This window comes from Halorubrum salinarum (assembly GCF_013267195.1).
Classification (GTDB): Archaea; Halobacteriota; Halobacteria; order Halobacteriales; family Haloferacaceae; genus Halorubrum; species Halorubrum salinarum.
The window spans coordinates 725,570-749,702 of sequence record NZ_CP053941.1; the positions used below are offsets into that span (position 1 = coordinate 725,570).

General features: G+C 56.4%; 23 protein-coding genes. 11 read left to right on the plus strand and 12 right to left on the minus strand.

From position 1 onward, the window contains the following. The first annotated feature begins 142 nt into the window (after nt 1-142). The 4 genes from HPS36_RS03760 to HPS36_RS03775 are packed head-to-tail and all read left to right on the plus strand — an operon-like array spanning nt 143 to nt 3,766. Nucleotides 143-1,339 (plus strand): hypothetical protein, encoded by a 1,197-nt coding sequence (locus tag HPS36_RS03760; protein WP_173228559.1) that lies wholly within the window; start codon nt 143-145, stop codon nt 1,337-1,339. A 59-nt stretch (nt 1,340-1,398) separates the two neighbouring features. Then, nucleotides 1,399-1,674, plus strand: coding sequence for a hypothetical protein (locus HPS36_RS03765; RefSeq protein ID WP_173228560.1), 276 nt, complete (start codon nt 1,399-1,401; stop codon nt 1,672-1,674). Between the two features lie 30 nt (nt 1,675-1,704). Beyond that, a complete protein-coding gene (locus tag HPS36_RS03770; protein WP_235681733.1) occupies nt 1,705-2,784 on the plus strand; it encodes a DUF4350 domain-containing protein in 1,080 nt (359 codons plus the stop codon). Next, the gene (locus tag HPS36_RS03775; RefSeq protein ID WP_173228562.1) at nt 2,777-3,766 is read left to right on the plus strand and encodes an AAA family ATPase; all 990 of its coding nucleotides are present in this window, start codon (nt 2,777-2,779) and stop codon (nt 3,764-3,766) included. Before HPS36_RS03770 ends, HPS36_RS03775 begins: the two co-directional genes overlap by 8 nt. A gap of 46 nt (nt 3,767-3,812) precedes the next feature. Here HPS36_RS03775 and HPS36_RS03780 read toward each other — a convergent pair whose 3' ends face one another. Genes HPS36_RS03780 through HPS36_RS03790 form a run of 3 tightly spaced genes read right to left on the minus strand, consistent with a single transcriptional unit; the run spans nt 3,813 to nt 6,662 of the window. After that, the gene (locus HPS36_RS03780) at nt 3,813-4,685 is read right to left on the minus strand and encodes a hypothetical protein (protein ID WP_235681734.1); all 873 of its coding nucleotides are present in this window, start codon (nt 4,683-4,685) and stop codon (nt 3,813-3,815) included. A 31-nt stretch (nt 4,686-4,716) separates the two neighbouring features. After that, nucleotides 4,717-5,238 carry a hypothetical protein gene (locus HPS36_RS03785; RefSeq protein WP_173228563.1) on the minus strand — a complete coding sequence of 174 codons (522 nt, stop codon included), beginning with the start codon at nt 5,236-5,238 and terminating at the stop codon, nt 4,717-4,719. Continuing rightward, nucleotides 5,235-6,662 (minus strand): DUF58 domain-containing protein, encoded by a 1,428-nt coding sequence (locus HPS36_RS03790; protein ID WP_173228564.1) that lies wholly within the window; start codon nt 6,660-6,662, stop codon nt 5,235-5,237. Before HPS36_RS03790 ends, HPS36_RS03785 begins: the two co-directional genes overlap by 4 nt. Before the next feature lie 114 nt (nt 6,663-6,776). Between HPS36_RS03790 and HPS36_RS03795 the strand changes: the two genes are divergently transcribed. Further along, the gene (locus HPS36_RS03795; RefSeq protein WP_173228565.1) at nt 6,777-8,144 is read left to right on the plus strand and encodes a hypothetical protein; all 1,368 of its coding nucleotides are present in this window, start codon (nt 6,777-6,779) and stop codon (nt 8,142-8,144) included. Between the two features lie 243 nt (nt 8,145-8,387). Next, complete coding sequence (locus HPS36_RS03800) at nt 8,388-10,334, plus strand: peptidase associated/transthyretin-like domain-containing protein (protein ID WP_173228566.1); 1,947 nt, start codon at nt 8,388-8,390, stop codon at nt 10,332-10,334. Nucleotides 10,335-10,769: 435 nt separating this feature from the next. On the opposite strand, the gene HPS36_RS03805 is transcribed toward HPS36_RS03800, so the two are convergent. The 5 genes from HPS36_RS03805 to tnpA form a co-directional block, all read right to left on the minus strand. After that, entirely contained in the window at nt 10,770-12,131 is a 1,362-nt protein-coding gene (locus HPS36_RS03805) for a hypothetical protein (protein WP_173228567.1), read from the minus strand. Between the two features lie 259 nt (nt 12,132-12,390). After that, nucleotides 12,391-12,954, minus strand: a complete 564-nt coding sequence (locus HPS36_RS03810; protein WP_173228568.1) for a metal-dependent hydrolase — start codon at nt 12,952-12,954, stop codon at nt 12,391-12,393. Between the two features lie 69 nt (nt 12,955-13,023). Further along, nucleotides 13,024-13,935 carry an NAD-dependent epimerase/dehydratase family protein gene (locus HPS36_RS03815; protein WP_173228569.1) on the minus strand — a complete coding sequence of 304 codons (912 nt, stop codon included), beginning with the start codon at nt 13,933-13,935 and terminating at the stop codon, nt 13,024-13,026. 470 nt (nt 13,936-14,405) lie between these two features. After that, nucleotides 14,406-15,680 carry an RNA-guided endonuclease InsQ/TnpB family protein gene (locus HPS36_RS03820; protein WP_173228570.1) on the minus strand — a complete coding sequence of 425 codons (1,275 nt, stop codon included), beginning with the start codon at nt 15,678-15,680 and terminating at the stop codon, nt 14,406-14,408. Continuing rightward, a complete protein-coding gene (gene tnpA, locus HPS36_RS03825) occupies nt 15,677-16,057 on the minus strand; it encodes an IS200/IS605 family transposase (protein WP_137717610.1) in 381 nt (126 codons plus the stop codon). The genes HPS36_RS03820 and tnpA overlap by 4 nt, the downstream gene beginning before the upstream one ends. 281 nt (nt 16,058-16,338) lie before the next feature. On the opposite strand from tnpA, the gene HPS36_RS03830 reads away from it, so the two are divergent. Beyond that, nucleotides 16,339-16,707, plus strand: a complete 369-nt coding sequence (locus HPS36_RS03830) for a response regulator (RefSeq protein ID WP_173228571.1) — start codon at nt 16,339-16,341, stop codon at nt 16,705-16,707. 39 nt (nt 16,708-16,746) lie between these two features. On the opposite strand, the gene HPS36_RS03835 is transcribed toward HPS36_RS03830, so the two are convergent. Continuing rightward, entirely contained in the window at nt 16,747-16,944 is a 198-nt protein-coding gene (locus tag HPS36_RS03835) for a hypothetical protein (RefSeq protein WP_173228572.1), read from the minus strand. A 262-nt stretch (nt 16,945-17,206) separates the two neighbouring features. Here HPS36_RS03835 and HPS36_RS03840 point away from each other — a divergent pair, with 262 nt between their 5' ends. Beyond that, nucleotides 17,207-17,470 carry a hypothetical protein gene (locus HPS36_RS03840; protein ID WP_173228573.1) on the plus strand — a complete coding sequence of 88 codons (264 nt, stop codon included), beginning with the start codon at nt 17,207-17,209 and terminating at the stop codon, nt 17,468-17,470. Nucleotides 17,471-17,478: 8 nt separating this feature from the next. Here the strand turns inward: HPS36_RS03840 and HPS36_RS03845 are convergent, their stop codons facing one another. Next, nucleotides 17,479-17,916 carry a TRAM domain-containing protein gene (locus HPS36_RS03845; RefSeq protein ID WP_173228574.1) on the minus strand — a complete coding sequence of 146 codons (438 nt, stop codon included), beginning with the start codon at nt 17,914-17,916 and terminating at the stop codon, nt 17,479-17,481. Between the two features lie 245 nt (nt 17,917-18,161). Here HPS36_RS03845 and HPS36_RS03850 point away from each other — a divergent pair, with 245 nt between their 5' ends. Together HPS36_RS03850 and glmS are read left to right on the plus strand one after the other, a co-directional pair. After that, nucleotides 18,162-19,340: a sugar phosphate nucleotidyltransferase gene (locus tag HPS36_RS03850; RefSeq protein WP_173228575.1), complete on the plus strand. Its 1,179-nt coding sequence runs from the start codon at nt 18,162-18,164 to the stop codon at nt 19,338-19,340. Nucleotides 19,341-19,342: 2 nt separating this feature from the next. Further along, a complete protein-coding gene (glmS, locus tag HPS36_RS03855; RefSeq protein ID WP_173228576.1) occupies nt 19,343-21,205 on the plus strand; it encodes a glutamine--fructose-6-phosphate transaminase (isomerizing) in 1,863 nt (620 codons plus the stop codon). 109 nt (nt 21,206-21,314) lie between these two features. Here glmS and HPS36_RS03860 read toward each other — a convergent pair whose 3' ends face one another. Further along, the gene (locus tag HPS36_RS03860) at nt 21,315-21,821 is read right to left on the minus strand and encodes a metal-dependent hydrolase (RefSeq protein ID WP_173228577.1); all 507 of its coding nucleotides are present in this window, start codon (nt 21,819-21,821) and stop codon (nt 21,315-21,317) included. After that, a complete protein-coding gene (locus HPS36_RS03865; protein ID WP_173228578.1) occupies nt 21,814-22,326 on the minus strand; it encodes a hypothetical protein in 513 nt (170 codons plus the stop codon). The genes HPS36_RS03860 and HPS36_RS03865 overlap by 8 nt, the downstream gene beginning before the upstream one ends. A 506-nt stretch (nt 22,327-22,832) precedes the next feature. Between HPS36_RS03865 and HPS36_RS03870 the strand changes: the two genes are divergently transcribed. Beyond that, nucleotides 22,833-24,017: an orc1/cdc6 family replication initiation protein gene (locus HPS36_RS03870; protein ID WP_173228579.1), complete on the plus strand. Its 1,185-nt coding sequence runs from the start codon at nt 22,833-22,835 to the stop codon at nt 24,015-24,017. The last annotated feature ends 116 nt before the right edge of the window (nt 24,018-24,133 follow it).

Consider the following 24,133-nt stretch of genomic DNA (forward strand, 5'->3'; position numbering starts at 1 on the left):
ATTTTTCAAGAGTTTCACTCTTTCTCGCTCCCAAAGAATCGGCTTTCACCTCGACCCCGATGTGATCACAAAACTGATACTGTTCTACCTATCCAGTTAACACATGGAAATCCGGTATGCCCTCCTCGCTGTTTTTTTATGTATGGTTCTCGCGGTCGGAACGCTTGGTGTTGCTGGTCAGTCACCCGCTGAGTTCTCATTAGAGTCTGAGTCAACAGTCGCTACCCCCCCACAAACAATTTCAAATCAACTCACCGACGGTGAACTCACAGTTCGACAGACCGCGGTGGTTGAGCCCGATGCGGCACTCACGGGTACAGCTACCGTTCCAGACCCAGATAATCAAACGTACGTTATCCAGTTGGTTAATTCAGACCAACAAATTATCGATGATACCACGACCGATGAGGCTGAAACCTCATATGAGTTTGATGCTGGTCCGGAGTCCCCAGGCAGCTATGCGGTCAGTATCTGGGATCCGAACGAACAACTTGTTAAGTCGGTGTTACCGGTCGTCATCGCCTCACACGATGTGTCCTCGATACAGATCAACAGTTCCACCCCATCAAATGCCGATGTGGCACCATCTGAGACCGTCCCCGTAGCCGTATCGCTTACCACACTGGAAGCAACGACAGTTGAGAGGGTTAACCTGACTGTCTGGAATGACGATGAGGAGCTCTCAACCACCCTCGAGAACACTACGACAAACGAATACGAGGGCACGCTTCCCTCACTTGATGAGGGTGAGTATCAGGTCCAAGTACGTGTTCGTGGTGGAGAGACGGTGGATGGACGCCCGTCACTCATCGGATTGAGTAACGCACACTCGCTGACCGTGTCTTCGACACAGGAGTCTGACGGCGACAGTACAGATACGGGGTCATCAGGTGACGATAGTGGAGACAGTGGCAGTCCCGGTGGGTCGACAGGTGGTGAGGACGGCACAGACGACTCCAACAGTACTGACGGCTCCAACGGCACAGACGACTCCAACAGTACTGACGGCTCCAACGGCACAGACGACTCCAACAGTACTGATAGCTCCAACGGCACAGACGACTCCAACAGTACTGATAGCTCCAACGGCACAGACGACTCCGACAGCACAGATGGAGACTCAACCAACACAAACGGGACAGACACGGGAGCAAACGATTCTGGGTCTGGTAGCTCCTCGGACGCAACTGGAAATGGCAGTGACGAAACTATCACACCGAACGATGGATCCGTGTCATCAGGAGAGACTGATGAGAGTACGCCACTGTACGCCGTCCAAGTGCTGTTATTGACTGTTGTATGTGGTGGTGGGCTTCGCCGATTCAGACGAGCCAACTAAAATCAGAGATACGAAGAGAATTAACCGAACACTACACATATCCGGATCGTACTGAATCAATGGCACTCGAAAAACGGCGGCGGTTTGTGTACGCACTCGTTGCGTGGATGGTGAGTGTAATTCTTCTATTGGCCGCCCTCAACGCCTTAGAACTAGAGTTATTTTTTGTTGTGTCCCTCATTGGCCTACTCGTGGTCGTTGAGCTTACTGCCCCGTTCAATGTCACACCGCAGTGGCGGCGACGACTCCTTCCAGTGATCCTCGCGGGCCTTGCGGGGTTCAGCTATATTGTCATCCGCCGCATTATCGAAATTCTCCCAGAGGGGACCTTCTAAATGCGAACGCCACCACTGCCACGACTCGTATTGTATGTCCTCATCGGACTCCTCGCAGGTGTGCTTATTTTTGCCGCGAGCACCTCGACGGCCTCGTTTGGGGCGTACAACTCCCAGTGGGACGGGACAAGTGAGTTCCGGACGCTCATTGAGGAGCGCCCAGACAGCCGGATCGTCTTCGAGACAACACCATACGAAACAGCGAATGCGACAAACACCGTTGCGATCATTCTGGCGCCCACAGAGCCGTATTCAGCCACTGAATCACAACGTATCCGAAATTTCGTTGAGCGAGGTGGAACCGTTGTCATTGCTGATGACTTCGGCCCACACAGCAACCCACTCCTTGCGTCGATCGGCGCAGACGCACGCTTCAGCCGACTCCAACTCCGGGATGAACGAGAGTATTACCGTGGGCCGTCACTCCCGCTCGCACCGAATGTGACAGCAGCGCCGTACACCCAGAATGTCTCACAACTCACGCTCAATGGAGCTACTGCGGTTGAGCCGGGGAATGCCACTCCGGTTGTGACAAGTTCTGAGCTTGCCTATCTGGATCGGAATGGGACAGGGAGCCTCTCGGCTGGCGATGAACTCGGTGCGTATCCTGTTGTCGCATCCGAGTCAATCGAAGGAGGCCAGGTCATTACTATCAGCGACCCCAGTATCTTCATCAATTCGATGTTGACACAGCCCGATAACCATGTCTTTGCGACACAACTCATCGACACCCACGAACGAGCGATTCTTGATTATTCACACGCAGGCGCGCAACCGCCGCTTGCGCGCGCGCTGGTACTACTTCGGACATCACCGCTTCTCCAAGTTGGTGGGGGCCTCGGGACACTCGGTGTGTGGCTGCTGATATGGCGCCGTGTCCGTGGAGGTACAGTCGGCAGCGCTGTGGAGACGCTGCTACCAGTGCGTGTGCTGTCACTCCTACCGCGGTGGGTCTGGGACCGCTCCAAGAGCGGACAATCGGTTGACCTTGACGCAGACGCGCTCCGATCAGAGCTGAATGAGAAGTACCCTGATCTCGATGAGCCGCAGCTTCAACAGGTGATGACAGCTGTTTTATCTGAGCGGTCACGAGACGAACACGATGAGTAGCCCCGAGGCGCTGTACGAAACGCTCCGTGAGGCAGTTGGTGATGTTATCGTCGGCAATGAGGAGGTGCTTGAAGGCCTGACAATTGCGCTACTTACTGATGGCCATCTTCTCTTGGAGGGTGTTCCAGGCGTCGCAAAGACAACGATTGCTAACGCCTTCGCACGGGCATCTGGACTCTCGTATAGCCGGATTCAGATGACGCCCGATATGGTGCCCGCTGACGTCGTCGGAACGAACGTCTACCAGCAGGCGACTGGCGAATTCCAGCTCAAAAAGGGGCCCGTCTTTGCAAATCTGGTTGTAGCCGACGAGATCAACCGGGCCACGCCAAAGACACAGAGTGCGCTGCTTGAAGCGATGGAGGAGTCAACGGTCACCATCGACGGCGACACCCTCGATCTGCCGGCGCCGTTCATGGTGATTGCGACGCAGAACCCAATTGAGATGGAGGGGGTCTTCGAACTTCCAGAGGCCCAACGTGACCGCTTCCAGCTGAAATACACGGTTGAGATTCCTGACCGGGCTGGAGAGCGCAAAGTACTCGATCGGTTTGATACGGCGCCCGGTCTTGGTCCGTCAGCGGTTGAACAGGTCATCGAACCGGAGACACTCCAGCACGCGAGCGATGCTGTCAGTGAGGTCTACATTGCTGAGCCGGTCAAAGAGTACATTCTGGATCTCGTGGCGGCCACACGGGCGTCACCGATGTTACAACACGGCGGATCCCCGCGGGCAACGCTCGCCTTCTTGAGCGCTGGCAAGGCTCGGGCTGCGATTCAGGGGCGTGAGTACGTGATTCCAGACGATATCAAATCACTCGCCGCACCTGTGCTCAAGCACCGTGTGATCCGCACAACTGATGCTGAACTCGCTGACGAATCTGTGTCTGCGATTATTGACGAGATACTTGCCGATGTGACGCCGCCAAGCGCCGACACGACGTTTGCTGAGACAGACGAGCAGGCAGTCGCTAGCGAATGAGACGCGATCTCAGCTGACGAAAATAGGTGCCAGTGGCACCCGCTAGTTAAGTTGTGTCTTCGTCGCGACCATATCGACAGGTCACCGTAAGCGGATCATCCGCCGTGACCGTAACCTCAACAGGTTCAGCGAGAGCTTCAACGAGACTGACGGCAAGAAATGAGGAAATGGGGTGATCAACAGCTGTCGGGTCACCTAACCCGGCACCACTGATCTCAAACGTGATGCGCTGGGTGTCGGTATCGACTGCCGACTCAGCGCTATCAGCGAGTTCAAACACCTCAACCAACGCATCAGCAATAACTGGCGCAGCCGACTGTGGGCGGGGGCCAAGCGACTGATCGATTGTATCTGAAAACTCCTCGAACAGGGGCACCCCCGTCGGATGAAACGCAACGCCACCTGTCGTGGGGTCTTCAGGCACGACAAACAAATCGAGATCGGTCGCTAATCCGGGGAGCGGCGCATCTGCGTCTCGCGGGACAAACAGCCGGACCGCCTCTCCCGGGATGTACACTGGCTCCCCCCGCAGCCCTAACTCATCAATCGTTGCTTCACGGTCGGCACGAACCGCCTCAAAAATTTGCCCACCAATCTGCGCTGAGATGAAGCGCTCGGGGGTGATGAAGTACGTAAGCACGCCGGCAAAGACGCCTGTGCCACCAAGTGCGAACAGGACGGTGCGAGCGTCAGTAAACACAACACCGCCAGCAATAGCAACTAACCCAACAAGTAAGAGACTCACTGCGGTTCGGCGGTACGTGGTCTGGCGGGCGCGAGCATACTCCTCGCGGAGCTGTCTGTTTTTAGCTTCAAGCACCGCCACGCGGGTCTGGAGTGGTTCTGACGTGTCGGCTGTGGACGCCGACTCATCAGATACCGGTGAGTGTTCAGACTCGGTGCCGCCAGAGTGAGCCATCACGGTGTCCTCCGATTCATGTCTGTATCAATCATCCTTGTGTTTTCAGGTTTGACTCGTCTGCTGGCTCGGCGGGAGTAACAAGATTGAGACGGACGAGCGTGACTCGATACGTGACGTATATGCCAGCCCCGACAGCGAGGGTGATTAGCCCGCCTGTAACGAACACCCCTTGGTCATGTATACCCACCACAAGTGCTAGAAGGGCAGCCCAGCTACTGCCAGTTACGACCAACGTAACTGTATCAGACGGCGACCGGGCAGGCTCTGTCAGGACGGCGAGAAGGCCAAGCTGGGCGACGCCCGCGAGCGGCGAGATACTACTCAGGACAGGGACAAGCGCGACTTGCCCGAGCACGAACGCGAACGGTGCGGATCGCACGACCCCCGCAGCGCCGAGGACCGCCAGTGAGACAATAGGTAGCGACGCTGATGCGCTCACTAGCGCGACCGCAACGAGGCTGAGCCCAAGTACGCTGCCCCAGCCACGGGCCCGCAGATCAAAGGAGGCAGGGTCGTCTGGATTGGGTAGCTCCGGTGTGTGCTCTGTCATTGTGTGGTGATTGCTGCTGCTTGTCGGTGCGCAAGGACCTGCTGGATACGTGAGGAGGGTGCCACCTCAAACGCACTGACCCGAGGATGCCGCTCGAGGTCACGCCGGACCTCTTCGAACTCGCGATACCGCTCATACAGCGCGTCCAGATCGGAGAGTGCTGGCGGCTCGAACAGACAGTGCGGTGTAATAAATACCAAAATCCGACTGTCACCGTGGATAGCTGTTTTGACTGCCTCTTGGAGTTTTACCGGATCCTTATCGCTGGTGACGATCACAATGAGTCCTTCACCCCCGCCGTTTGCGTGTACTTGACGAACAGTACTCACAAGCGGGTCAGCCCTGAAGCGCTGGACGTACTGTGTTTGATCCCCGACGTATGCGCCGAGGACGGTCCCAAAGCGGCTCGTATCGCCGTCAAGCCGGGTGGCAAGCCGGCGTGCTTGGGGTGCCGACCGGGTTCCCTCTGTACTCGTCTCGGCGGTTAGCTGGAGAGAATACAGTGCTGACTCAATCCGGGAGTACGTCTGTGGCGTTGTCCCCGCTGTGATCTGTGTTGTAATCCCTTGTGAACCAACCGCACGGAACCCAAGTGGGTCACCGTGTTCTGCGGCCGTCTGTGCGATCCCACCAGCCACTTCACGCGCGTATTCGAGCATCGTCCCGCCATCGGTTCCAGCAGCCATTCGATTGCGATGGTCGACAATGAGAAGCGTCCGCCGATCGGTTTCTCCCTCCGTTTCACGGACATACGTTTCTCCAAGGCGAGCCGTCGCGTTCCAGTCAATCTGTTGGACGTCGTCGCCCGGCACATACTCACGCAGCTCCCGGGTTGTCACGCCCGGCCCGGGACGATCTGAGCGGTGTTGACCATACGCGCTTTGGACGCCGGTTCCGCCTTGGCCGACATGGAGCTCTGGCGTGTGGGGTTGAGCGGTGAGCGTGGGGGTCTCCGTGTACGGGAGCGCCACCTTGTATAACTGGTAGCGGTCCCCGATCGAGATGGTTGCTGGTGGAAACTCAAACCGACCAACAACTGATGATGAAATCGTACAGGTTGTTGTCTGGGTTGTCTCTCCAGCCTGAAGCGCGACAGACGGTGATTCAGTCTCAGCCGAGATGCCGGGTGGGAGTTCAGCGTCGATAACGATTGGTTCCTGTGCCGTCTCTGGGGGACGGGATACACGAAGCGTGAGCTCAGCCGCTGTGTCGACAAAGATCTCGGTGGTGGCAAGTGTGTACTCGATCGTGAGCTGGCGTTGCTGAGCAGCAAACGATTGGCTAGCGGTGATCGCTGCCCCAAGTAGCCACGCACCAAGGCCCGCTGCGGCAGCAAGAAACACAAGTTGGTCTGCGAGGACTCCGAGGCCGACTAGCAGCAGGCCGGCGCTCGCAAGCGTCCACCACTGCTCAGTGACCTCCATTACCTCTCTCTCAGTGCGGGGCAAATTGAAACTTGGCTTCTCGACTCTCGTGGTGGGTGCCGCTCATGGGAGTGGCCATAAAGTTGAAACTCAAAGCTGTAGTCTAACTGAACTATGACTGACGAGGATACGGAGTTGGCACAACAGTCACAGTGGGAACGATGGACCGACGACAGTGGCCCCTTCTACCGCTCGTGTGCCGTCTGGCCGTTCGATCCGGGAAGCGAATCCACGACGTCAGGAAACCACGATCGACCAGCAGTACAGTTTACCACAGGCAGTACACGACAGCTGCTTCGGCACCTACCAACATTCTTGGGAGTCTCAATGGTACTGTATTTTGGTATTAATTTGGCCCGAAGTGTTGGAACCGGAGAGGTTCAGCTTATGTTCCCACAGCTCACACCCCGCAGCGGTGCGGTTCTCGTGGGTGCGATTGGAGTTGGGTTGGTGTGGGCGTATCTCGTCTACCGGCTGGTGACATCCGGGATACGTGGTTCTGGGATGTATCGGGGGGTGGTATTTTTCGCAACAGCGCTTCCACTGGTAGCTGGAACAGCCTACGCGGTCTACAGGGCAGTGACAGTGGATGGAAGCGGTGCTGACCCTGCGCTAACTGTTCAAGCCGGCTACTTTTTGTTTGTCTTGGTTGCCGGACACCTCGTCTATGATGGATTGGCGCTCAAAACTGAGAATCTATTTACTCAACTGAAAGACAGCAGTATTGTCTCACAGCCCGCGTATGACGAGTTTTATGCCGAACTTACGACCGTATTAGGTGATACGCTCACTGTTGGGCCGATAGCGATATCACGATCAGTGGCGTTTGCGCTCGTTGTTGCGTTGGGCCCACTACTGTTGCCAGTTATTGTGAGCCCGTGGGCCGGATGGGGTGAGATTGCGTATGTGGTCTATGCCATTGTAACACTGTTTGTGATCGCGATGCTATATGACGTGTTTCTGTTGGTGTACAAATTTACGGACCTTCTCCAGCGAGATATCCTCACATATCAGCCATTCCATCCCGACGATCATGGTGGCTTTCGTGATTTCGGTCGGTTTGCAACTCGTGTCAACGTGATATTGGTGATCGCTGGAGGCTACGTTGCGTATCGGTTTTACGCTGAAGGGGTGCTTAATATTCCCGCGGATGGGATCGAGCCAACGCTGCTGGGCCTCACGTGGGTAGTGTTGTATATCGGCCCGATTGCCGCGTATGCCGCGTTAGCGTTGTTCTGGCTGTATCACTCGTTTTGGCGTCTTCATCAAAAAATGGAAGACGGACGCCAGAAGCGGATCGAAGAGCTCCAACGAGAGACAAAGGGGGACGACCAACAGCCACGACAAGACTTCGCTGACCTAGACGTGTCCGCTCCAGCGTGGGAATCGCTCCGAGATGCCCCAACATGGCCGATCAAACGACAAGGGCTGTTTGGCATCCTCGTAATGGATGCCGTGCCAATTGCCATTACGTTTGTGTGATAACAACCGAGATCTGACCAGCAGCCGAACGGTTACGCTGTGAGCGTTCGTCGTCGCGCTTTTTAATATGGTCGCCATTAGAGGGCAACTGTGTCGGCTCGTATGCGTCGGTTCGCACTCATCCTGGCCACGATCATTCTCGTGAGTGGACTTGCGGTCACCGCGAGTGCGACAACACCTGCTCCCGAGCCACTCAATTCGACAGACACGAACACTACGCCGTCACATCAGAACCCAACCGAAGTGTCTGAGAGCGGCGACAGCCAGCAAGTTGGGACGTACCTGGCTCGGCAGCTTGCAGCCCGACTCAACGCGAGTGCTATTGCCACTAGTAATGAGGAGTACGAGGAGGGGCGTACCCTCATCGGCGACGAGTATGATGTCATATTAGAGCAGTATGCCACTGTCGCCGCCGGTACCGACCTCGAGGAGACAGCAGAACAGTTCAATCTCACGCGCGAGCAGCAGCGTGAGATCATTGCGTCGGCCCAGCAACTCAACCAGACGGCTACCGCTTATCAGCAGGCTGTTGAGAACGGGAACCAGGAAGAAGCACGCGCACTCGCGCGGGATCTGGTTCAAAATGCGAGCGAACTAAACCAGAGTACGACGACCCTTGTCCAGCAGTACGACCAACTCGAAACACAGACCAATCTAAACTTTGACCCCGCACAGGACGCACTCAACACGAGCCAACGGCGGCTCACACAAGCGGCTGCCGCCGTGGCGACCCGTGAATTTACCGAAACGAATCTCACTGTCCGGCCGGCGCGCTCGAACCTGTCAGCGGCAGAGCCAACAACGGTGCGTGGGCGACTGACGGCAGCCAACGGGACGGCAATCGCAAACGCCACGATCCAGGTTGGAATTGGTGAGGATACAGTTACCACCGACACCGACGCAAATGGCACGTATACAACGACGTATCAGCCACTCGTCGTGGCATCGGATGCGTCCACGCTCACGGCGACATATACGCCGGAGCCGGCAGCACCGTATCTGTCAAGCACGGCGACTACACCCATCGCAGTTCGTGGACAATCAGCGACTTCGATTACGGTGACAAACGCAACCACGACAGCGCGGTTTAGAGATTCAGTGGATGTCTCCGGATATATCAATATCACTGGTGTGGACGTTCGGTCAACCGCAGGACTGCCGATCACAGTACAGGTTGCTGGTGAGCAACTGGCGAGAACTGAGACCACAACTAATGGCGGCTTTGTCGTTCAAGCAGTGCTTCCCGAGCGGATCCCTGCTGGTGAGACAACACTTCGGGTTGCGCTTGCTACCGAGGACCTGATTCTGGGACCGTCGAACACAACCGTTCCACTAACCGTCGTCTCGACACCGACCTCACTCTCAGTTGAGACGGTCACTGACGAGCAGGAGACGCAGAACGTGTCGGTTACAGGGAGACTTACAACCGACGCCGGCGAACCGCTGGCGGATCGGTCCCTACAACTCCACCTCGGGGACACACCCGTTGAAACTGTTGAGACAGACGCGACTGGACAGTATCAAACCACCATCGATCGGGCTACTATTGCTGCGGAAGGCCAAACACTCACCGTTCAGTTTGCTCCCACCGGAAGTAGTCTCGAAGGCAGTACAGCAGAGCAGACACTGCCAATTGCGTCGACGAGTCCGGTTCGTCGCCCGGCACTTGTTGGCGGAATACTCATCCTACTGGGTGGAGGTAGCCTGCTCGTGAGTCGCTGGCGAGACGGAGCAGTTTGGACACAGCTCCGCAGCCGACTGGGGGGGACAGCGACGACACAGTTGGCATCTCCGACACCAGCAGAGACACAAACCGGGGAGCCCGCAGTCGCCGCGACACGTGATGACAGCAGGGTGCGGGCTGAGACCTCTCTCATCGACCGTGCACAGATGGCGCTTGATGCGGGTGATCCAGATGCGGCTGTCCAGCTTGCGTACGCCGCGTTCAGAGCTCACGCAGCAGAGGTTGTTACAGACGCCCCGCAGACACATTGGGAGTTGTATGAGCAGTACCAGGAGGATCACGCTGAGGCCACAGAAGTGTATCAGCTCACCACCGCGTACGAGCAAGCGACGTTTGCTCCTGACTCAGTCTCTGTTGAGACTGCGCAAACGGTAATTGGGATACTGCCTTCAGCCACGGCAGGATTCGATTCGGCATCAGACGGTGCGTCCGTTAGTGACGACTAGCTGGATTGGTCAGTATCCAGCGGGGACTTCCAACAGGTGATTATCCCACACGCAACCCGTTCGTTTCTGTTTCTAGTGAACAAAATAATTAGCAGGTCTGGAAACCTCGCACGCACCGTATTGAGCACGTCAATACCGTCCATCACCGGCAGTTCATAGTTAGAGACCACGCCAATCTGTGGGTGCTGAGGTGTGGTCTAACGCATCTGAAACCGTCGTCGCTATTGTCACTGTAATTTGGTCATCCTGTTGTTCAAGATACGTCACCGCCAGATCCACAATCATAGGGCCGTCATCAACGTGTACTACAGACACATCGCTCGGTATTCATGGCACACTACCCCCATGATGATAGGATGGGTGACTAGAACAACAGAGATCTCGTAAAATTACTGGTCGTGGTACCCACGCCGTGCCCAAGACTGGTGGTGATGGTCACGCCGCCTGGTCACTCGCTTCGATCAGCCGCGAGAGCACCTCCTGCCTATCTGGGGGCTCTGACCCCTGTGTAATCCGGCCGGTCACGAGATCTATCAGGTTGTACTGTCGCAGGATTGTGCGAGTCTGGGTGTCATCAACGCCGAGTTCCCGCCGAACCTCATACACGGTTCGTGAGTCGGTGAGGACTGAGACGAGCTCGGCCACGGACACCTCACCAGGCAGTTCAAGTGATTCAACCGCAGAAAGTGTCGGTTGTGTTCCACCGTCGGTCGCTGTCGACGTGGTTGTGGGAGTGGCACGGGCGGCCTCATCCGATGGATCAGCAGCCGTGTCGGCGGTCTTGCTGCCTCTGGTTTGTGCCTCTGTCGTCACTGTCTTGTCGTCATCTGCGTGGGCAGACGCTGTGGCGCCACTCTCCTCCGATTCAACTAACTCAGTGGCCGTATCAGCCTTTCCGGCTGTAGAAGTCTCGGGGGCACTAGTGTCGTCCCCCTGGGTATCGCCGCCTGATGGCTGTGAGTGTTCCTCGTTGGCTGGAGCGGTCTCTGCTGATGTCGGCTGCGACTCACTAGTTTCGGGGTCTGGAGTCTTCGCGTCATGCTCAGATTGGATCTCGGCACTCGTCACTTCTTCGCCGTCCACGTGCGTCTCGGTGAGCGTATCGCTGGTCCGTGAGGTTGGCTCATGGATACCATGTTCAATCATATATTTCCGGACCGTTTGCGGTGTCACGTCCACTCCGAGCGCATCGGTCATTTCGGGGAACGTCGCCTCCGGATCGTACACCGCAGTGAGCTTGTCGGGATCGCGATACGCTGGACAATCGTCATCTACAGACGCATCGCTGTCAGCGGCGGCTTCGCTGTGTGCTGAGTCGGCAGCGCCTTCAGCCTCCGACTGTGTTGAATCGTGCTCGGCGGGGGCGGGCTCATCATCTGTCGATCCCGCGGAGGCACCTGTATTGTCAGGGCGTGATGAGTCGGAGGCAGCCGATGAGGTCTCACCACCCGCTGCCGACTGATCGGCGCCGGCGGGGGAGTCAGCGCCGTCCCCGTCAGGTGTCTCAGTTGTCGCAGCCGCTGGTGGGGTTGTCTCGTCGTGTGTCGTCTCCAGCGTCTCTGTGCCGACGTCAAGCTCGATCTGAAGTGTACTATCAGTGAGCGTTGCGGCGGCGAGATCGAACTCACACGCAGTGTCTACACCTTCTTCGATAATCGGCACCGAGACCTGCGCTGTGCCATGGCCGCCGTCGTCGTCGACAGTGACACGCAAATCAGTGATCTCGTTTCCGGCAGCCTCGATCGCAGCAGCGACATCCGCGACTGTCTCCAGTCTGTCGCTGGGTGTCTGTCCCATAGTGGCATGGAAGTATTAGCTCATATAAATCTCTTTTGTGGCGACATTTTTTAGCTTGCTACGTTCAGCGGAACACACAGATCGGTTTCCATACCACATATTAGTGAATTCAGCACCACCGAATCATGGTTACATAAGTTCGATATATACAAAAATCGTCTCGGAAAGCTACGTGCTCGGTGACTAGAAACGCATCGACGAGAGATTGCTGAACGTTTGCGCATAAAACGAATTCAAACAGCAGGTGGTTCTCAGCGTATTAATTCTGAGAGGAAGCCAGATACTGGCGCACGCGAAGCCACACAAACACAACGGTAGCAACAACGATGAGGGTAATCTGGGGATGTGTGCTCATTTCTTGGTAAATTTCGAAGAGTCGAATCCACGGCGCAATATCGTCACCCGGAGACTCCGGGACGGGAAACAGCGGATACAGCAAAAACCGTGCGGCCCGCAGATCACCGGAGAGTAAGAACCGGTAGGTGTCGCCAAGGAGGTGACTCGCATAGCCGATGGCGAACGCTGCGGGGGTGACGATTCGAAGTCGTTCAGTGCGCGTCTCGACACCCCAACGCCCACGAAGCCAGGTGGCGAGCCACCAAACGATCAACGTACACAAAGCGAACGTGAACAGCGAGTGAGCGAGTGAGCGACCATACGTGAGCACCCCAATGTACGCGAGTGGTTTGTCAATGAGATCTGGAAATTGGCTGCCGAACGCAAGCGGGAGCAGCGCAAGCCGAGCCGGGAGCCGATGAGTGCTGTTGGCCGCGTACAGTGCGTACCAGAGATACGCGAAAGCAAGGTGGCCTAGTGGGAGCACAGGCGGAAGATGTGAGGTGACATGAATAAGCCTCGCTGATCGAGAGAGCTAACCGACCCTCAGAGGTGGCTACTGGTACGGTTCACAGACCCGCGACACACCCTCTTCGAACGTAATTGTTGGCTCCCAGCCAGTGGCCGCATGAAGTTTTGAGTAGTCTGCCATCGTATCGTGGACGTACTCATCCAGCGGATTCTCAATGTACTTAGGGTCGACGTTGGTCCCAAGCTCCGCATTAATCAGCTCGACCATCTCGTTGAACGAGTAGCTCTCTTCAGTGCCCACGTTGTAAATCCCTTGGAGTTCGTGGTCGGCAGCAAGTTCGCACGCGCGGACAACGTCGTCGACATGTGTGAAATCGCGTGTCTGGGTGCCATCACCAAACAGCTCCGGGCGCTCTCCGTTCGCAATCTTATCGGTGAACTGTGCGACCGTGTTCGCGAACTCACCTTTGTGCTTTTCAGCGCCACCAAAGCCCTGATAGACGGAAAAAAAGCGCATCCCAGCGAGGGTCATCTCATGGAAGTTGTGGAAATACTCTGCGTAGCGTTCGCGAGCGAGTTTGGAGGCTTCATACCCGGTGCGGGCTTCGACGGCCATGGTTTCGGGTGAGGGTTCGGTGCGATCCCCATAGATTGAGGAGGTCGTTGCGTACACAACAGTATCACAGCCGCCCTGACGTGCTTGCTCGACCGTGTTCACAAATCCCTCAACGTTGACTCGAGCGCCCTGTGCGGGATCCTCCTCATGCATTTTGTAGGATGAGAGAGCAGCAAGATGGAACACAACGTCAACGTCAGTCGGGAGATCGTCGTCGATGACCGAGGCGTTGACGAACTCGACGTCGTCGCTGAGGTTGTCGGGCGTTCCGAGGTAGCAGTCGTCGACAGCGATCACGTCGTTGTGTTCTGCCAGGTGGTTCGCGAGATTCGAGCCGATGAACCCGGCACCACCCGTGACGAGGACACGTTGGCCATCCATACATGGTTTAGCTCAACGGTTCGTTGAAAGAGTTGTGATATTGAAAGAACAGTCCTCAGTCGTCGTGCCGTCGCCGTTCAGGCATACTGAAAAAAACAGAAGCCGCACTAAGTCAGACTTTCAGCTCTACAGTAGGCTATGACGCGAGGAGGCACCGGAGAGACTGCGGGTCGCAGAAGAGAGTACGCGTGATCCCACTACTGGCGTTTGTCCTGCTGTCTTCGACACCGATCGCACTGCGCTGCCGCTGAGAGTCCTCGTGGAATCCGCCGCCCACAGGAACAACGCGGGCCGTCTAGATTCTCTGACATAAACTATTGATAGAGGTAACTCGGTATAGTTCTTTCCTAGCAATCACTTGGTTTACTCAGATTGTATTGACTGGTACACGTTAATCTATTGGCACGCATTCACACAATTTGACATCCTCCCCGCGCTAAAGCGCGAGGATTCCTCCGTTGGGGATTCGGCTATCGACCCACGGAGGCAACTTGCGGGTTTGTGCGCGCTTCTTTGGGACTTTCGTGAGGGTGTGGTTGCCCCGACCAGTCGTGGTCGTCCCACTCGAATCGCACGGGCCGTGCCATCGGCCTGACTTCCGTATCGCTGTTTTCTCGAAGGAACGTCTCTGACGCTGTGAGGTCGGCGTGTCCCTCGAAGCCACACGAACACATCAACGTATCTCCGTGGCGAACCGTCTCCTCGTGGTCGCCACACTCAGGACACGTCTGACTCGTCCACGCTTCCGACTCGGCTTCAACACTAATGCCGTACTCCTCACAGACGCAGGCGAGGCGGTGGATGAACTTCTTGAACGCCCAGAAGTTGTGCGTCTTCTCATTCACCCTGACCGACCAGTGCGTGTCCAGCACGTCAGTCAAATCGCCCACGTACACCATCGCCACGCCCTCGTCGTACAGCCGTTCAACGAGATCGCGCACCAACGCGTTCTGTGCGTGGTCACGGCGTTTCGTCCGCTGTCGGTACAGCCGTCGAATCCGCTTCGAGGAGGAGCGATCCTCATGGAGCTTCGACTGTAAGCGGGCGATTTCGTCTGTTGTCTCGCGGAACCGCCCGAACAACTCACGACCGTCGTAGAGGTACTGGTTCCCAGTGGTGGTGGAACAGGCGACGAGATTGTTCGCACCAACGTCAAGGGCGGCTTCGTGAGAAGCCAGTGGTGAATCCAGTCGAGAATCAGGTACAGTGACTGGTTGAAAAGCCCTGAACGTGTCGCTCACCTCGTCGTATTCGAGTTCCAGACGGCCCTGTTCGCCGTCCCACCTCGGGTTGCCTCGGACTTCGAGGCGGAGCCGTTCGTGGTAGCCGAGTCCGTACTCGTCTTTCAGTTCTTGACCAACAGGGATTTCGAGACGGCTACGCTTCCCCCACTCAATCGTGTACTGGTCGTTTCGGATGTAGGTACGGAGTTCCCGTCCGTCCTCTTCATTGCCCCAGTACGACGGTGGGTTGGCGTCCTCACCGTTCTCTTTGAGGGCGAAAAACGACCGCCACGCTTCGCTGTTCTTGCGCGTGACCTGTTGAACGGTCGCGCTTCCGACGACACCGTTGTACTGTCCACGGTACTCGGACGTGTCCCACACGTCGCCGTCACCGAAGTAGTTCTGACGACGTTCATAGGTCAATTCGTTCCACAGAGAGGCGGACGCATCGAGTAGCCGTCGAAGGCACTCTTCGTCGTTCTCGGTTTGTGGAACCACTTCGAAGGTGTTGACGCGCTTCATTTGTCGCCACCCTCCTGTTCAGCGATGTACTGTTCGACAGCGCCCTTTGAGGCGCTTCCCGCTGTTCCGACGTAGTACGAACGAGTCCACTTCACGCGGTCGTCGTATCTCTGGTTGTACTTGCGGGCAGAGATCCCCTTAATCCAGTTGACGATGAGTGACGGGGCGTTCTTGGGTGGACTCCCGATGAACAGGTGTACGTGGTCGGGCATGACCTCGGACTCGGCCAGTTCGAGGCCCTTGTCCTCACAGATTTCCGTGAAGATGGTTTCGAGACGTTCCTTCGTCTTCCCCGTCAGGTGCGAACGCTGGTATTTCGGCACGAACACTATGTGATAGTAGAGTTCGTATTTCGCGTGACGGGTACTCTTCGCCATCTGTACATACTATCACAGTCGGACGGGTTAAAGACTGCGTTAGAACCCCGTCTGTGCCATCGTCGGCGGTTGAATACTGTTGGTCAGCTTCATCCCCGCCCTGAAGGGCGAGGCTTTCGCCTCGTATTTTCCGTAACTGTACTCGGAGTGACGCCCGATGTGTCGGACTTCTCTTGGCGGATATCAAGGAACACGCTACTGTCTGTTTGACCCGCTCTCGAGGGGCGAAATAATGTCAAAATACCCAAAAATATATTATACTGAACTAACTAGTTCAGGTTATGACTGCTGAGAAGATTATCCTTCTCGTGGAGGATAACGATGATCTCGCGTCTCTCTACCAACACTATCTTATAAATGCTTATCGAGTACGCTTGGCTCAGACAGGCAAAGAGGCGATCCGAAAGGCGACCCCAGCTGTCGATCTGATTATTCTTGATTACAAACTGCCAGATATGCTTGGCACGGATGTGTATGACCAGCTCCGTGCGAATGGGTCAACGACGCCAGTAGTACTGATCTCTGGCAGCGATCCCGAGTCACTCCCGGATCGTGCTGATCCGGTTACGTGGCTTACGAAACCATTCTACAAAGAGAAACTCCATAACACGGTTCAAAAGGAGCTTAGCCCGACTGAAGAGTCGGTATAAGCGCTAGACGGTCAATATGTCGTTCCTAGCTCCGACCGATCACTGCTGGACAAGCCAATACGCCAAGCCGAGCGCCTCGCGCAACATGACGCCAGCAGCAAATACATAAACCGCCTCTAGGGGAAGCGGGAGGAAGTCAATGGTCGCAACAGCTACCGACATGATGATACCCATCCCAACCCACGCGAACGCGAACTGCCGGTCAGCGCTTGTTGACTGTGTCCCCAGCCGAGCCATACCATCTGTTCTCGCGAGTTTAACAAAAAATTTCGCTCGTAAGGGGCCCGAAGCCGAGGGGGGTCGGTAGTCGGCCTGAACCGATGGCGAGTTTATGACCTAGCAGACACTGCTAGGTGGCTCTCGCATAGTAGGGACCAACCTGTAGAGCGAAAGATAGTGACTGAGGTTGTGGCTACTGTCTTATCATTGGCCTAGTTTCGCAATCGTATCCAGAAATGTATGTGAAACTATATTACAGGGTGGGTGTAACATAGGTCACATGGGATCCGACAGCAGGCGCACGCGTGATTGTCCAGAGCCCTGTCGTGATGTCCTCAACATTGTCTCAAGAGAGGAAACAACACTTGTAGATGCTGTATCGAGCGGCGAACTTGATCGCAGAGATATTGAAACGTTTCTTCACTATGCGGCTGATCATGATGTCGAACCCGGAATCGTTCCTCTCGTCAAAATCGTCGATACGCTGCTTGAGGAACGCAATGTTCAAACGGGCGGAGATGCGGGTGCGGCGTCGACGGGCTAGGCACGATTTTATTCTTGACTACGTGGGTGACGGTCCACAACCTCCCCGAACGCGACATTTTCTCGGACCTGTTGTACTTTGACGGTGACACGGTCGCCGACGCTCGTGTCAGGCACAATCACAACGTAGCCGCGCTCAACTTTTGCGATTCCGTCGCCTTGATCACCAAGGTGCTCGATTTCAACGTCTCGGTGTTCGCCCTCCGTGACAGGCGGCTCGTTGTGCTCTGGTTGGTTCTCATCGGGGTCTGCCTCATGATTTGAAACAGATTCGGTAGTATCAGTATTTGACTTGGGGGTCGAGATGAGCGCAATACGGTATGTCTCACCTTCTGTAAGTGTCCCGGCCGCTAGTTCTCGTTCTGGCACCGAGATTTGATAGGTACCATCATCAGCATGCTCAATCGGCGCAGTGTAGAGTGATTTGAGTGTCTCGGAGACATCCATAAATGCGTGTTACACTGATTATTTTTCGATGACTTTATTCCAGCGATCCAACCGTAAAATGGCACTCAGGTGTCTTAGTGGCCCAGATACAGGAACGATGATCCAGAGCTGTTTGAGGTTAATAGTATACTAGTCACATGTACGACAGCCACGGTTGCGTATATGCGTTACAATTCCTACCCGAGTGATCAGATTTGGTTGCCGGAGCAACGTGCTTTAATATGTAGACAAATGACAGGAAGTGTATGAGCGAGTCACCGGTACAGGCAGTCATTCTCGCGGCAGGTGAGGGCCGTCGGCTGACCCCACTCACCAACCGACGGCCAAAGCCGATGCTTCCTGTCGCAAACAAGCCACTACTCGACTATATCGTCGAAGCGGTTGCGGCCGCCGGGATTGACCACCTCACGCTCGTTGTCGGGTATCACCAAGAACGCATCCGGAACCATTTCGCTGACGGTGATGAGTGGGGGGTGACAATAACCTACGTTGAGCAACCGACCCAACTTGGGACTGGCCACGCTGTCCTCCAGGCTGAATCGGCTGTCGACGGTCCGTTCGTTGTGCTCAACGGCGACCGCATCATTGAGCCGGAAATCATCGAGCGTGTTGCGGCTGCGGTCAAGGATGGAACCCACCCGGTCGTGACGACAACAACCGTCGAAACACCACGTGAATACGGCGTCATCACTACTGATGGCGAGACCGTGACAAACATCAACGAGAAACCTGATGGACCGATCGAAACGAACCAGATCAACGCTGGCATCTACGGCCTTGCGCCGGAGTTCTTTGAGACAATTCGAACCACACACACTACCGGTGAGCTAACGCTGACTGCCGCGCTCAACGAGTACGCACGTGAGGCTGGCGGCATTGAGCGTCTCACCTACACGGGACAGTGGCTCGACGTCTCGAATTTGTGGGATCTACTACGGGTCAACGCAGGCCTGATTGAGACGACAACCACAGGCAACAGCGAAACGGGGAGGACACACGACCGAGCGAGTGTTGCTAATGATGTCGTGCTCGCAGACAGCGCTCGCATCGGGTCGAACGTGACGATTGGGGGGAACACGGCCATCGGCCGGAATGTGACGATTGAATCGAACGCCGTTGTGGAGAATGCGATCGTGTTCCCAGACACCGTCATTGGGGCGGGGACCGTGATTCGGGATGCGGTGATTGCGAGTAATGTTCGTCTTGGCCCGAACGTGACCATTACGGGCCCACCAGACACGATGGTCATCGAAGATACTGTCCATCACGATATTGAATTGGGTGGCGTCGTCGGCGATAACACCACAATCGGGCCGAGTGCGACGCTGACAACCGGCGCGGTTGTCGGCGACGATGTCGAGACGGATGCGGCCGTCACGATTGACAGTCGAATTGCGGCGGGCACGACGGTGCGGCGAGGATAATCATGTGTGGAATCATCGGATACGTTCAAGCGGCCGGCGAACAGGCGTCAGCAACCGCGGCAGCGAGCGACGGTGGGCTCAAACAGGCGACCGGCGCGATCATCCACGAGGGACTCCAGAATCTGGAGTACCGCGGGTACGATTCCGTCGGGGTCGCACTTGTGGGGGGGTCCAGTGGGCTCACCGTTAGGAAACAGTCGGGGAAGGTTGATGGGCTCGACATCCCTGAGATTAGTGACGCAACACACGGGATTGGCCACACCCGCTGGAGTACGCACGGTCCGCCCACTGATACAAATGCGCATCCGCACACCGATTGCGTCGGTGATGTCGCGGTCGTCCACAACGGGATCGTCGAAAACTACGAGACGCTCAAAGAGGAGTTGGCTGAGCACGAATTTACGAGTGACACCGACACCGAAGTCATCCCACACCTAATTGAGGAGGAACTCGCTGCGGATGCCGAGGCTGATCTGTTGGCCGCAGTCCGGCGTGTTGAAACACGGCTGGAGGGGAGTTACGCGATCTGTACAGTTCGCGAGGATGATGATCGGATCATTGTGGCGCGCCGTGGGAGTCCGCTTGTGGTGGGCCATGGCGACACCACTGCCTTCGTTGCGAGCGATGTGACCGCCTTCTTAGAGCATACCCGCGACGTGACCTATCTTGAGGATGGAGACGTCGCGGCGCTTGAGGGTGGGGATGTGTCCGTGTTCCACGATGGTGAAGCCGTTGACCGTGACATCGAGACTGTCACGTGGGAGGCTGATGCCGCTGAAAAAGGTGGCTATGAACACTATATGCGCAAAGAGATCCATGAGCAACCTGAGGCGCTCCGTCAGACGCTTGCGGGTCGACTTGATGTCGATGCGGGGAATGTGGATCTCGATGTATCGTTCCCGCCGGGCTTCCTCGCCGATCTTGAGGAGATTCGGATTGTCGCCTGTGGCACGTCGTATTATGCCGGGCGGTACGCCACACAGCTGTTCGAAGAGCTCTCAGGTGTGCGTGCCAGCGTCGAGATTGCGAGTGAGTATGAGTTCGGAGCAGGTCGGACTCCCGACCGAACGCTCGTCGTTGCGGTTACACAGAGCGGTGAGACCGCTGACACGCTTGGGGCAATCCGGCGTGCGAAAGAAGCTGGTGCCCGAACGTTTGCGGTGACGAATACATTGGGGAGTACGGTCACCCGAGAAGTTGATGAGACTGCCTTCATCCGCGCTGGGCCGGAGATTGGGGTGGCAGCGACGAAGACGTTCGCTTCACAAGTGGCGACGCTTGCGATGCTTGCGGTGGCGATTGGTCGTGAGAGGGGTGCGTTGGCAGCCTCTGATGCGCGCTCGGTGCTGGAGGATTTACAGGGGCTTCCTGGAGCGGTCCAGCAGGTCCTTGATTCGGAACCCCAAGTACGGGAGGCCGCACAGGCGTACCAAGACAGTGAGGCGTTCTTCTTTGTCGGACGTGCGCTTGGCGTGCCCGTCGCGTTAGAGGGGGCACTAAAACTCAAAGAGATTTCGTATGACCACGCTGAGGGCTTTGCGGCGGGTGAACTGAAGCATGGGCCGCTCGCGTTGGTGACACCTGAGACACCCGTGTTAGCGGTGTTGACCGATGGATCGCGGGCACGTGAGACGATGAACAACGTGACTGAAGCACAGACGCGTGGTGCGCCGGCGTTGGGGTGTGTCTCAGCAGGGGATGCGTACGACACACTCGATGTCTCGTTCAACGTGCCCGACGTGGGAATTGTCGAGCCGCTGGTGGCGAATGTGTATCTCCAGTTGTTCGCGTATCACGTGGCAAACGAGAAGGGACGGTCGATCGACAAGCCGCGGAATCTGGCGAAAAGCGTGACGGTGGAGTGAGAAACAGTTGACGAGGAGTACACGGAAGTCAAACAGGTCGGGTTCCCTCCCATGGCTGAAGCCGTGAACTTCCCCCTTGTTCCTCTGTGAAGCGATATGGGTGTACGTATCACCTGTTAGGATGATCGGGGCGCACCCAACGTCGATCCATGATCCAAAGAAGACCAGCAAGCGCCGCAGCAACCACGACGGGCAAGCGGTCGCTACTCAGGTAAAACCCATCGATAGCGATGCCATGCGTGACGAACGGCCATAGTAGTGGGCCCGAAATTCCCGATGGCTTATACAACAGAAAATCCAGCGCGTAGTGCGAACTCGCACCGATAGCCAAGAGCGTGAACACGACACGTCGATACGTATTCGCGACAAGGAGCGCGCCGAGACACACAATGAGGAGAGTTCCACCAACCCGGTGGAGTGGACTCCATGTGAACGGAATTCCCAAGAGAGCTGTGATGGTCTCTTCGGGGATCACAAGATCGATCCGGTTTAGATCTGGGAGCGTCGACCCGATCATGACCACTGTGAGTAGTGGATAGGAAATCCACTCATATCGCCACGAGAGCACGATCCCGAGAGAGTATCCAAACAAAATATGGGTGAAGAGATCAGCCATCCGTTTCGTCCTCCGACAGAGAGTGGTGAAGCGGCACGTCTCTAGGTGAGAAGCTGATCGTCTTCAGGTCGAACTGCCACCCATCGGCGATACGAAGGGCAACAAACAGTGCTCCAAGTACCGAGATTGCGTACATGTATGTTGCCTCCCATGGCTCACGGACGACGGCACGATCGCGATTCACTCTGAGTGTCCCGTCTGCTGTGATGGTCCCATCAACAATCACTTCCTGACCAACATCGACGTCCGGCGCATTTTCGATGGGGAGTGTTTGTGTCGCGGTGTCCCCGTCAATCTCGATGATGACGGGATCAGTCTCGATGACTATACCACCAGTCTCAACCTGATCGCCGGCGAGATCGCTTGGGTCCACGTCAGGGTCAGCGAGATCAGGACCCGGGCTTGGTGGTGTTGGGTATCCCGCGCCAGCAAGCACAAAGAGTCCAACAAGGAGTATACCACAGACCCCGAGTGCGAACATTCGGTACCCGACAGCAGTCGCCATTGAAGTAGTGGCCTGTTGGTGTCGGATAAAGATCCATCGGTGGTAGTGTGTGAACTATCTGGCATCGACAGCACCGGGGCACGGTGACTCCGGCGAGCTCCCTGTCGCTGTATTCGAGCACTCGTAGGCAGAGAGACGTACAATCGACGTCACCCTGTATTTCTGGGCCTGTGCGCGAACCCATTGTTGACACACCTACCCCACTGCTTCCGCTGTTGACCCAGAAGACGATATTCCCCAATCCGAGAGGACCCCCACCCCACTGCTTCCGCTGTTAGAACCTATCCTTCGGGGAGGTGAACTCGCTTACCCCATTGGTTCCGCTGTTAGCAGAGGTCACCAGACCTGTCGACAGACTGCTGGTGAGCGAAATTAAGCCACAGTGACGTCCAAGAGATAGCCACATAAACAGCGGAATCGGTGGTGTTCGATGGTATATAAACGACACACAACAGCAGAAACAACAGAAGTGGTGGTTTTATACTTAATTAGGCTAGGTTGTCAGTATGGGCGACTTCTCGTTCACGCCAAACGACGCCATCTTCGAGAATCGTGAGGCACTTCTCGAAGAGTGGACGCCGGACAGTCTCGTCGGGCGCGACAAAGAACTCACCCGCTACCACGCCGCTCTCCAGCCAGTAATCAACAACGAGACTCCCTCGAATGTCTTTCTCTACGGAAAGAGCGGCGTTGGCAAGACTGCGGCCACGCGCTATCTCCTTCGTACGCTTGAGCGGGACGCAACCGATGTGCCAGAATTGGAACTCACGACGATTGAGGTCAACTGCGACGGACTGAATACCTCCTACCAGGTCGCCGTGAAGCTGGTCAACGAACTCCGTGAACCGGGCCGACAGATATCCAATAAGGGATACCCGCAAGCGAGCGTGTACGAGTTCCTCTTTGACGAACTCGATGCGTATGGGGGGACAGTACTCATCGTGCTCGACGAAGTCGATCACATCGGCGACGATTCCCTGCTCTACAAGCTGTCGCGGGCTCGCTCGAACGGTGACATTAGCGAGGCGAAGCTCGGCGTCATCGGCATCTCCAACGACTTAGATTTCCGGACGCAACTCTTCTCAAAGGTCCAGTCGTCGCTCTGTGAAAAGGAAGTTTCCTTCAGCGCTTACGATGCCGACGAGCTCCGACTCGTCCTCGAACAGCGCGAACGGGTCGCTTTCCAAGATACCGTTCTCGAAGATGGGGTGATCGCGATGTGTGCTGCGTATGGAGCGAAGGACTCAGGTGACGCACGGAAGGCCTTGGATCTCCTCTTAGAGGCTGGCGACGTCGCACGTGAGGGCGGGTCCGACGTCGTGACCGAGACCCACGTCCAAGAAGCCCGTGAGCGCGTTCAAACAGATCAGGTTGTCGAGGGGATACAGAATTACTCGCAGCACGGCAAGCTTGTGTTGTACGCACTGACACGCCTCCACGAGCGCGGCGACACGCCGGTTCGGACGCGCGAAGTCGTCGAGACGTACCGGTCCGTCGCGCACTCGGAAGGGGTGAGCCCGGTCTCGGAGCGGTCTGTCCGTGACTACTTGGGCGAGTTGGCACAGCTGGGGATTACGGGCGTGACGGAGCACAACCGAGGGAAAGACGGGGGCAAGTACAACGAGCATCAACTCGAACAGTCCGTCTCGGCGGTTCGAAGTGGGTTATCGACGCTTTTGGAGTCGGCGTAAGTGAGGATTCGCTCGCGGTACTGAGATAGCGGCGTCCGCCCTGTGCTAACAGCGGAACCGGTGGGGTGGGTGTGTCGCGTCGAGATCGAAGATCCACATGGATAGGAGAAATTCTG

What these genes read in the sequence shown, in the direction of transcription:
- HPS36_RS03760 (WP_173228559.1), top strand. Translation starts at nt 143, where the DNA reads ATGGTTCTCGCGGTCGGAACGCTTGGTGTTGCTGGTCAGTCACCCGCT.
- HPS36_RS03765 (WP_173228560.1), top strand. Translation starts at nt 1,399, where the DNA reads ATGGCACTCGAAAAACGGCGGCGGTTTGTGTACGCACTCGTTGCGTGG.
- HPS36_RS03775 (WP_173228562.1), top strand. Translation starts at nt 2,777, where the DNA reads ATGAGTAGCCCCGAGGCGCTGTACGAAACGCTCCGTGAGGCAGTTGGT.
- HPS36_RS03780 (WP_235681734.1), bottom strand. Translation starts at nt 4,685, where the DNA reads ATGGCTCACTCTGGCGGCACCGAGTCTGAACACTCACCGGTATCTGAT.
- HPS36_RS03785 (WP_173228563.1), bottom strand. Translation starts at nt 5,238, where the DNA reads ATGACAGAGCACACACCGGAGCTACCCAATCCAGACGACCCTGCCTCC.
- HPS36_RS03790 (WP_173228564.1), bottom strand. Translation starts at nt 6,662, where the DNA reads ATGGAGGTCACTGAGCAGTGGTGGACGCTTGCGAGCGCCGGCCTGCTG.
- HPS36_RS03795 (WP_173228565.1), top strand. Translation starts at nt 6,777, where the DNA reads ATGACTGACGAGGATACGGAGTTGGCACAACAGTCACAGTGGGAACGA.
- HPS36_RS03805 (WP_173228567.1), bottom strand. Translation starts at nt 12,131, where the DNA reads ATGGGACAGACACCCAGCGACAGACTGGAGACAGTCGCGGATGTCGCT.
- HPS36_RS03815 (WP_173228569.1), bottom strand. Translation starts at nt 13,935, where the DNA reads ATGGATGGCCAACGTGTCCTCGTCACGGGTGGTGCCGGGTTCATCGGC.
- HPS36_RS03820 (WP_173228570.1), bottom strand. Translation starts at nt 15,680, where the DNA reads ATGAAGCGCGTCAACACCTTCGAAGTGGTTCCACAAACCGAGAACGAC.
- tnpA (WP_137717610.1), bottom strand. Translation starts at nt 16,057, where the DNA reads ATGGCGAAGAGTACCCGTCACGCGAAATACGAACTCTACTATCACATA.
- HPS36_RS03830 (WP_173228571.1), top strand. Translation starts at nt 16,339, where the DNA reads ATGACTGCTGAGAAGATTATCCTTCTCGTGGAGGATAACGATGATCTC.
- HPS36_RS03835 (WP_173228572.1), bottom strand. Translation starts at nt 16,944, where the DNA reads ATGGCTCGGCTGGGGACACAGTCAACAAGCGCTGACCGGCAGTTCGCG.
- HPS36_RS03840 (WP_173228573.1), top strand. Translation starts at nt 17,207, where the DNA reads ATGGGATCCGACAGCAGGCGCACGCGTGATTGTCCAGAGCCCTGTCGT.
- HPS36_RS03845 (WP_173228574.1), bottom strand. Translation starts at nt 17,916, where the DNA reads ATGGATGTCTCCGAGACACTCAAATCACTCTACACTGCGCCGATTGAG.
- HPS36_RS03850 (WP_173228575.1), top strand. Translation starts at nt 18,162, where the DNA reads ATGAGCGAGTCACCGGTACAGGCAGTCATTCTCGCGGCAGGTGAGGGC.
- glmS (WP_173228576.1), top strand. Translation starts at nt 19,343, where the DNA reads ATGTGTGGAATCATCGGATACGTTCAAGCGGCCGGCGAACAGGCGTCA.
- HPS36_RS03860 (WP_173228577.1), bottom strand. Translation starts at nt 21,821, where the DNA reads ATGGCTGATCTCTTCACCCATATTTTGTTTGGATACTCTCTCGGGATC.
- HPS36_RS03865 (WP_173228578.1), bottom strand. Translation starts at nt 22,326, where the DNA reads ATGGCGACTGCTGTCGGGTACCGAATGTTCGCACTCGGGGTCTGTGGT.
- HPS36_RS03870 (WP_173228579.1), top strand. Translation starts at nt 22,833, where the DNA reads ATGGGCGACTTCTCGTTCACGCCAAACGACGCCATCTTCGAGAATCGT.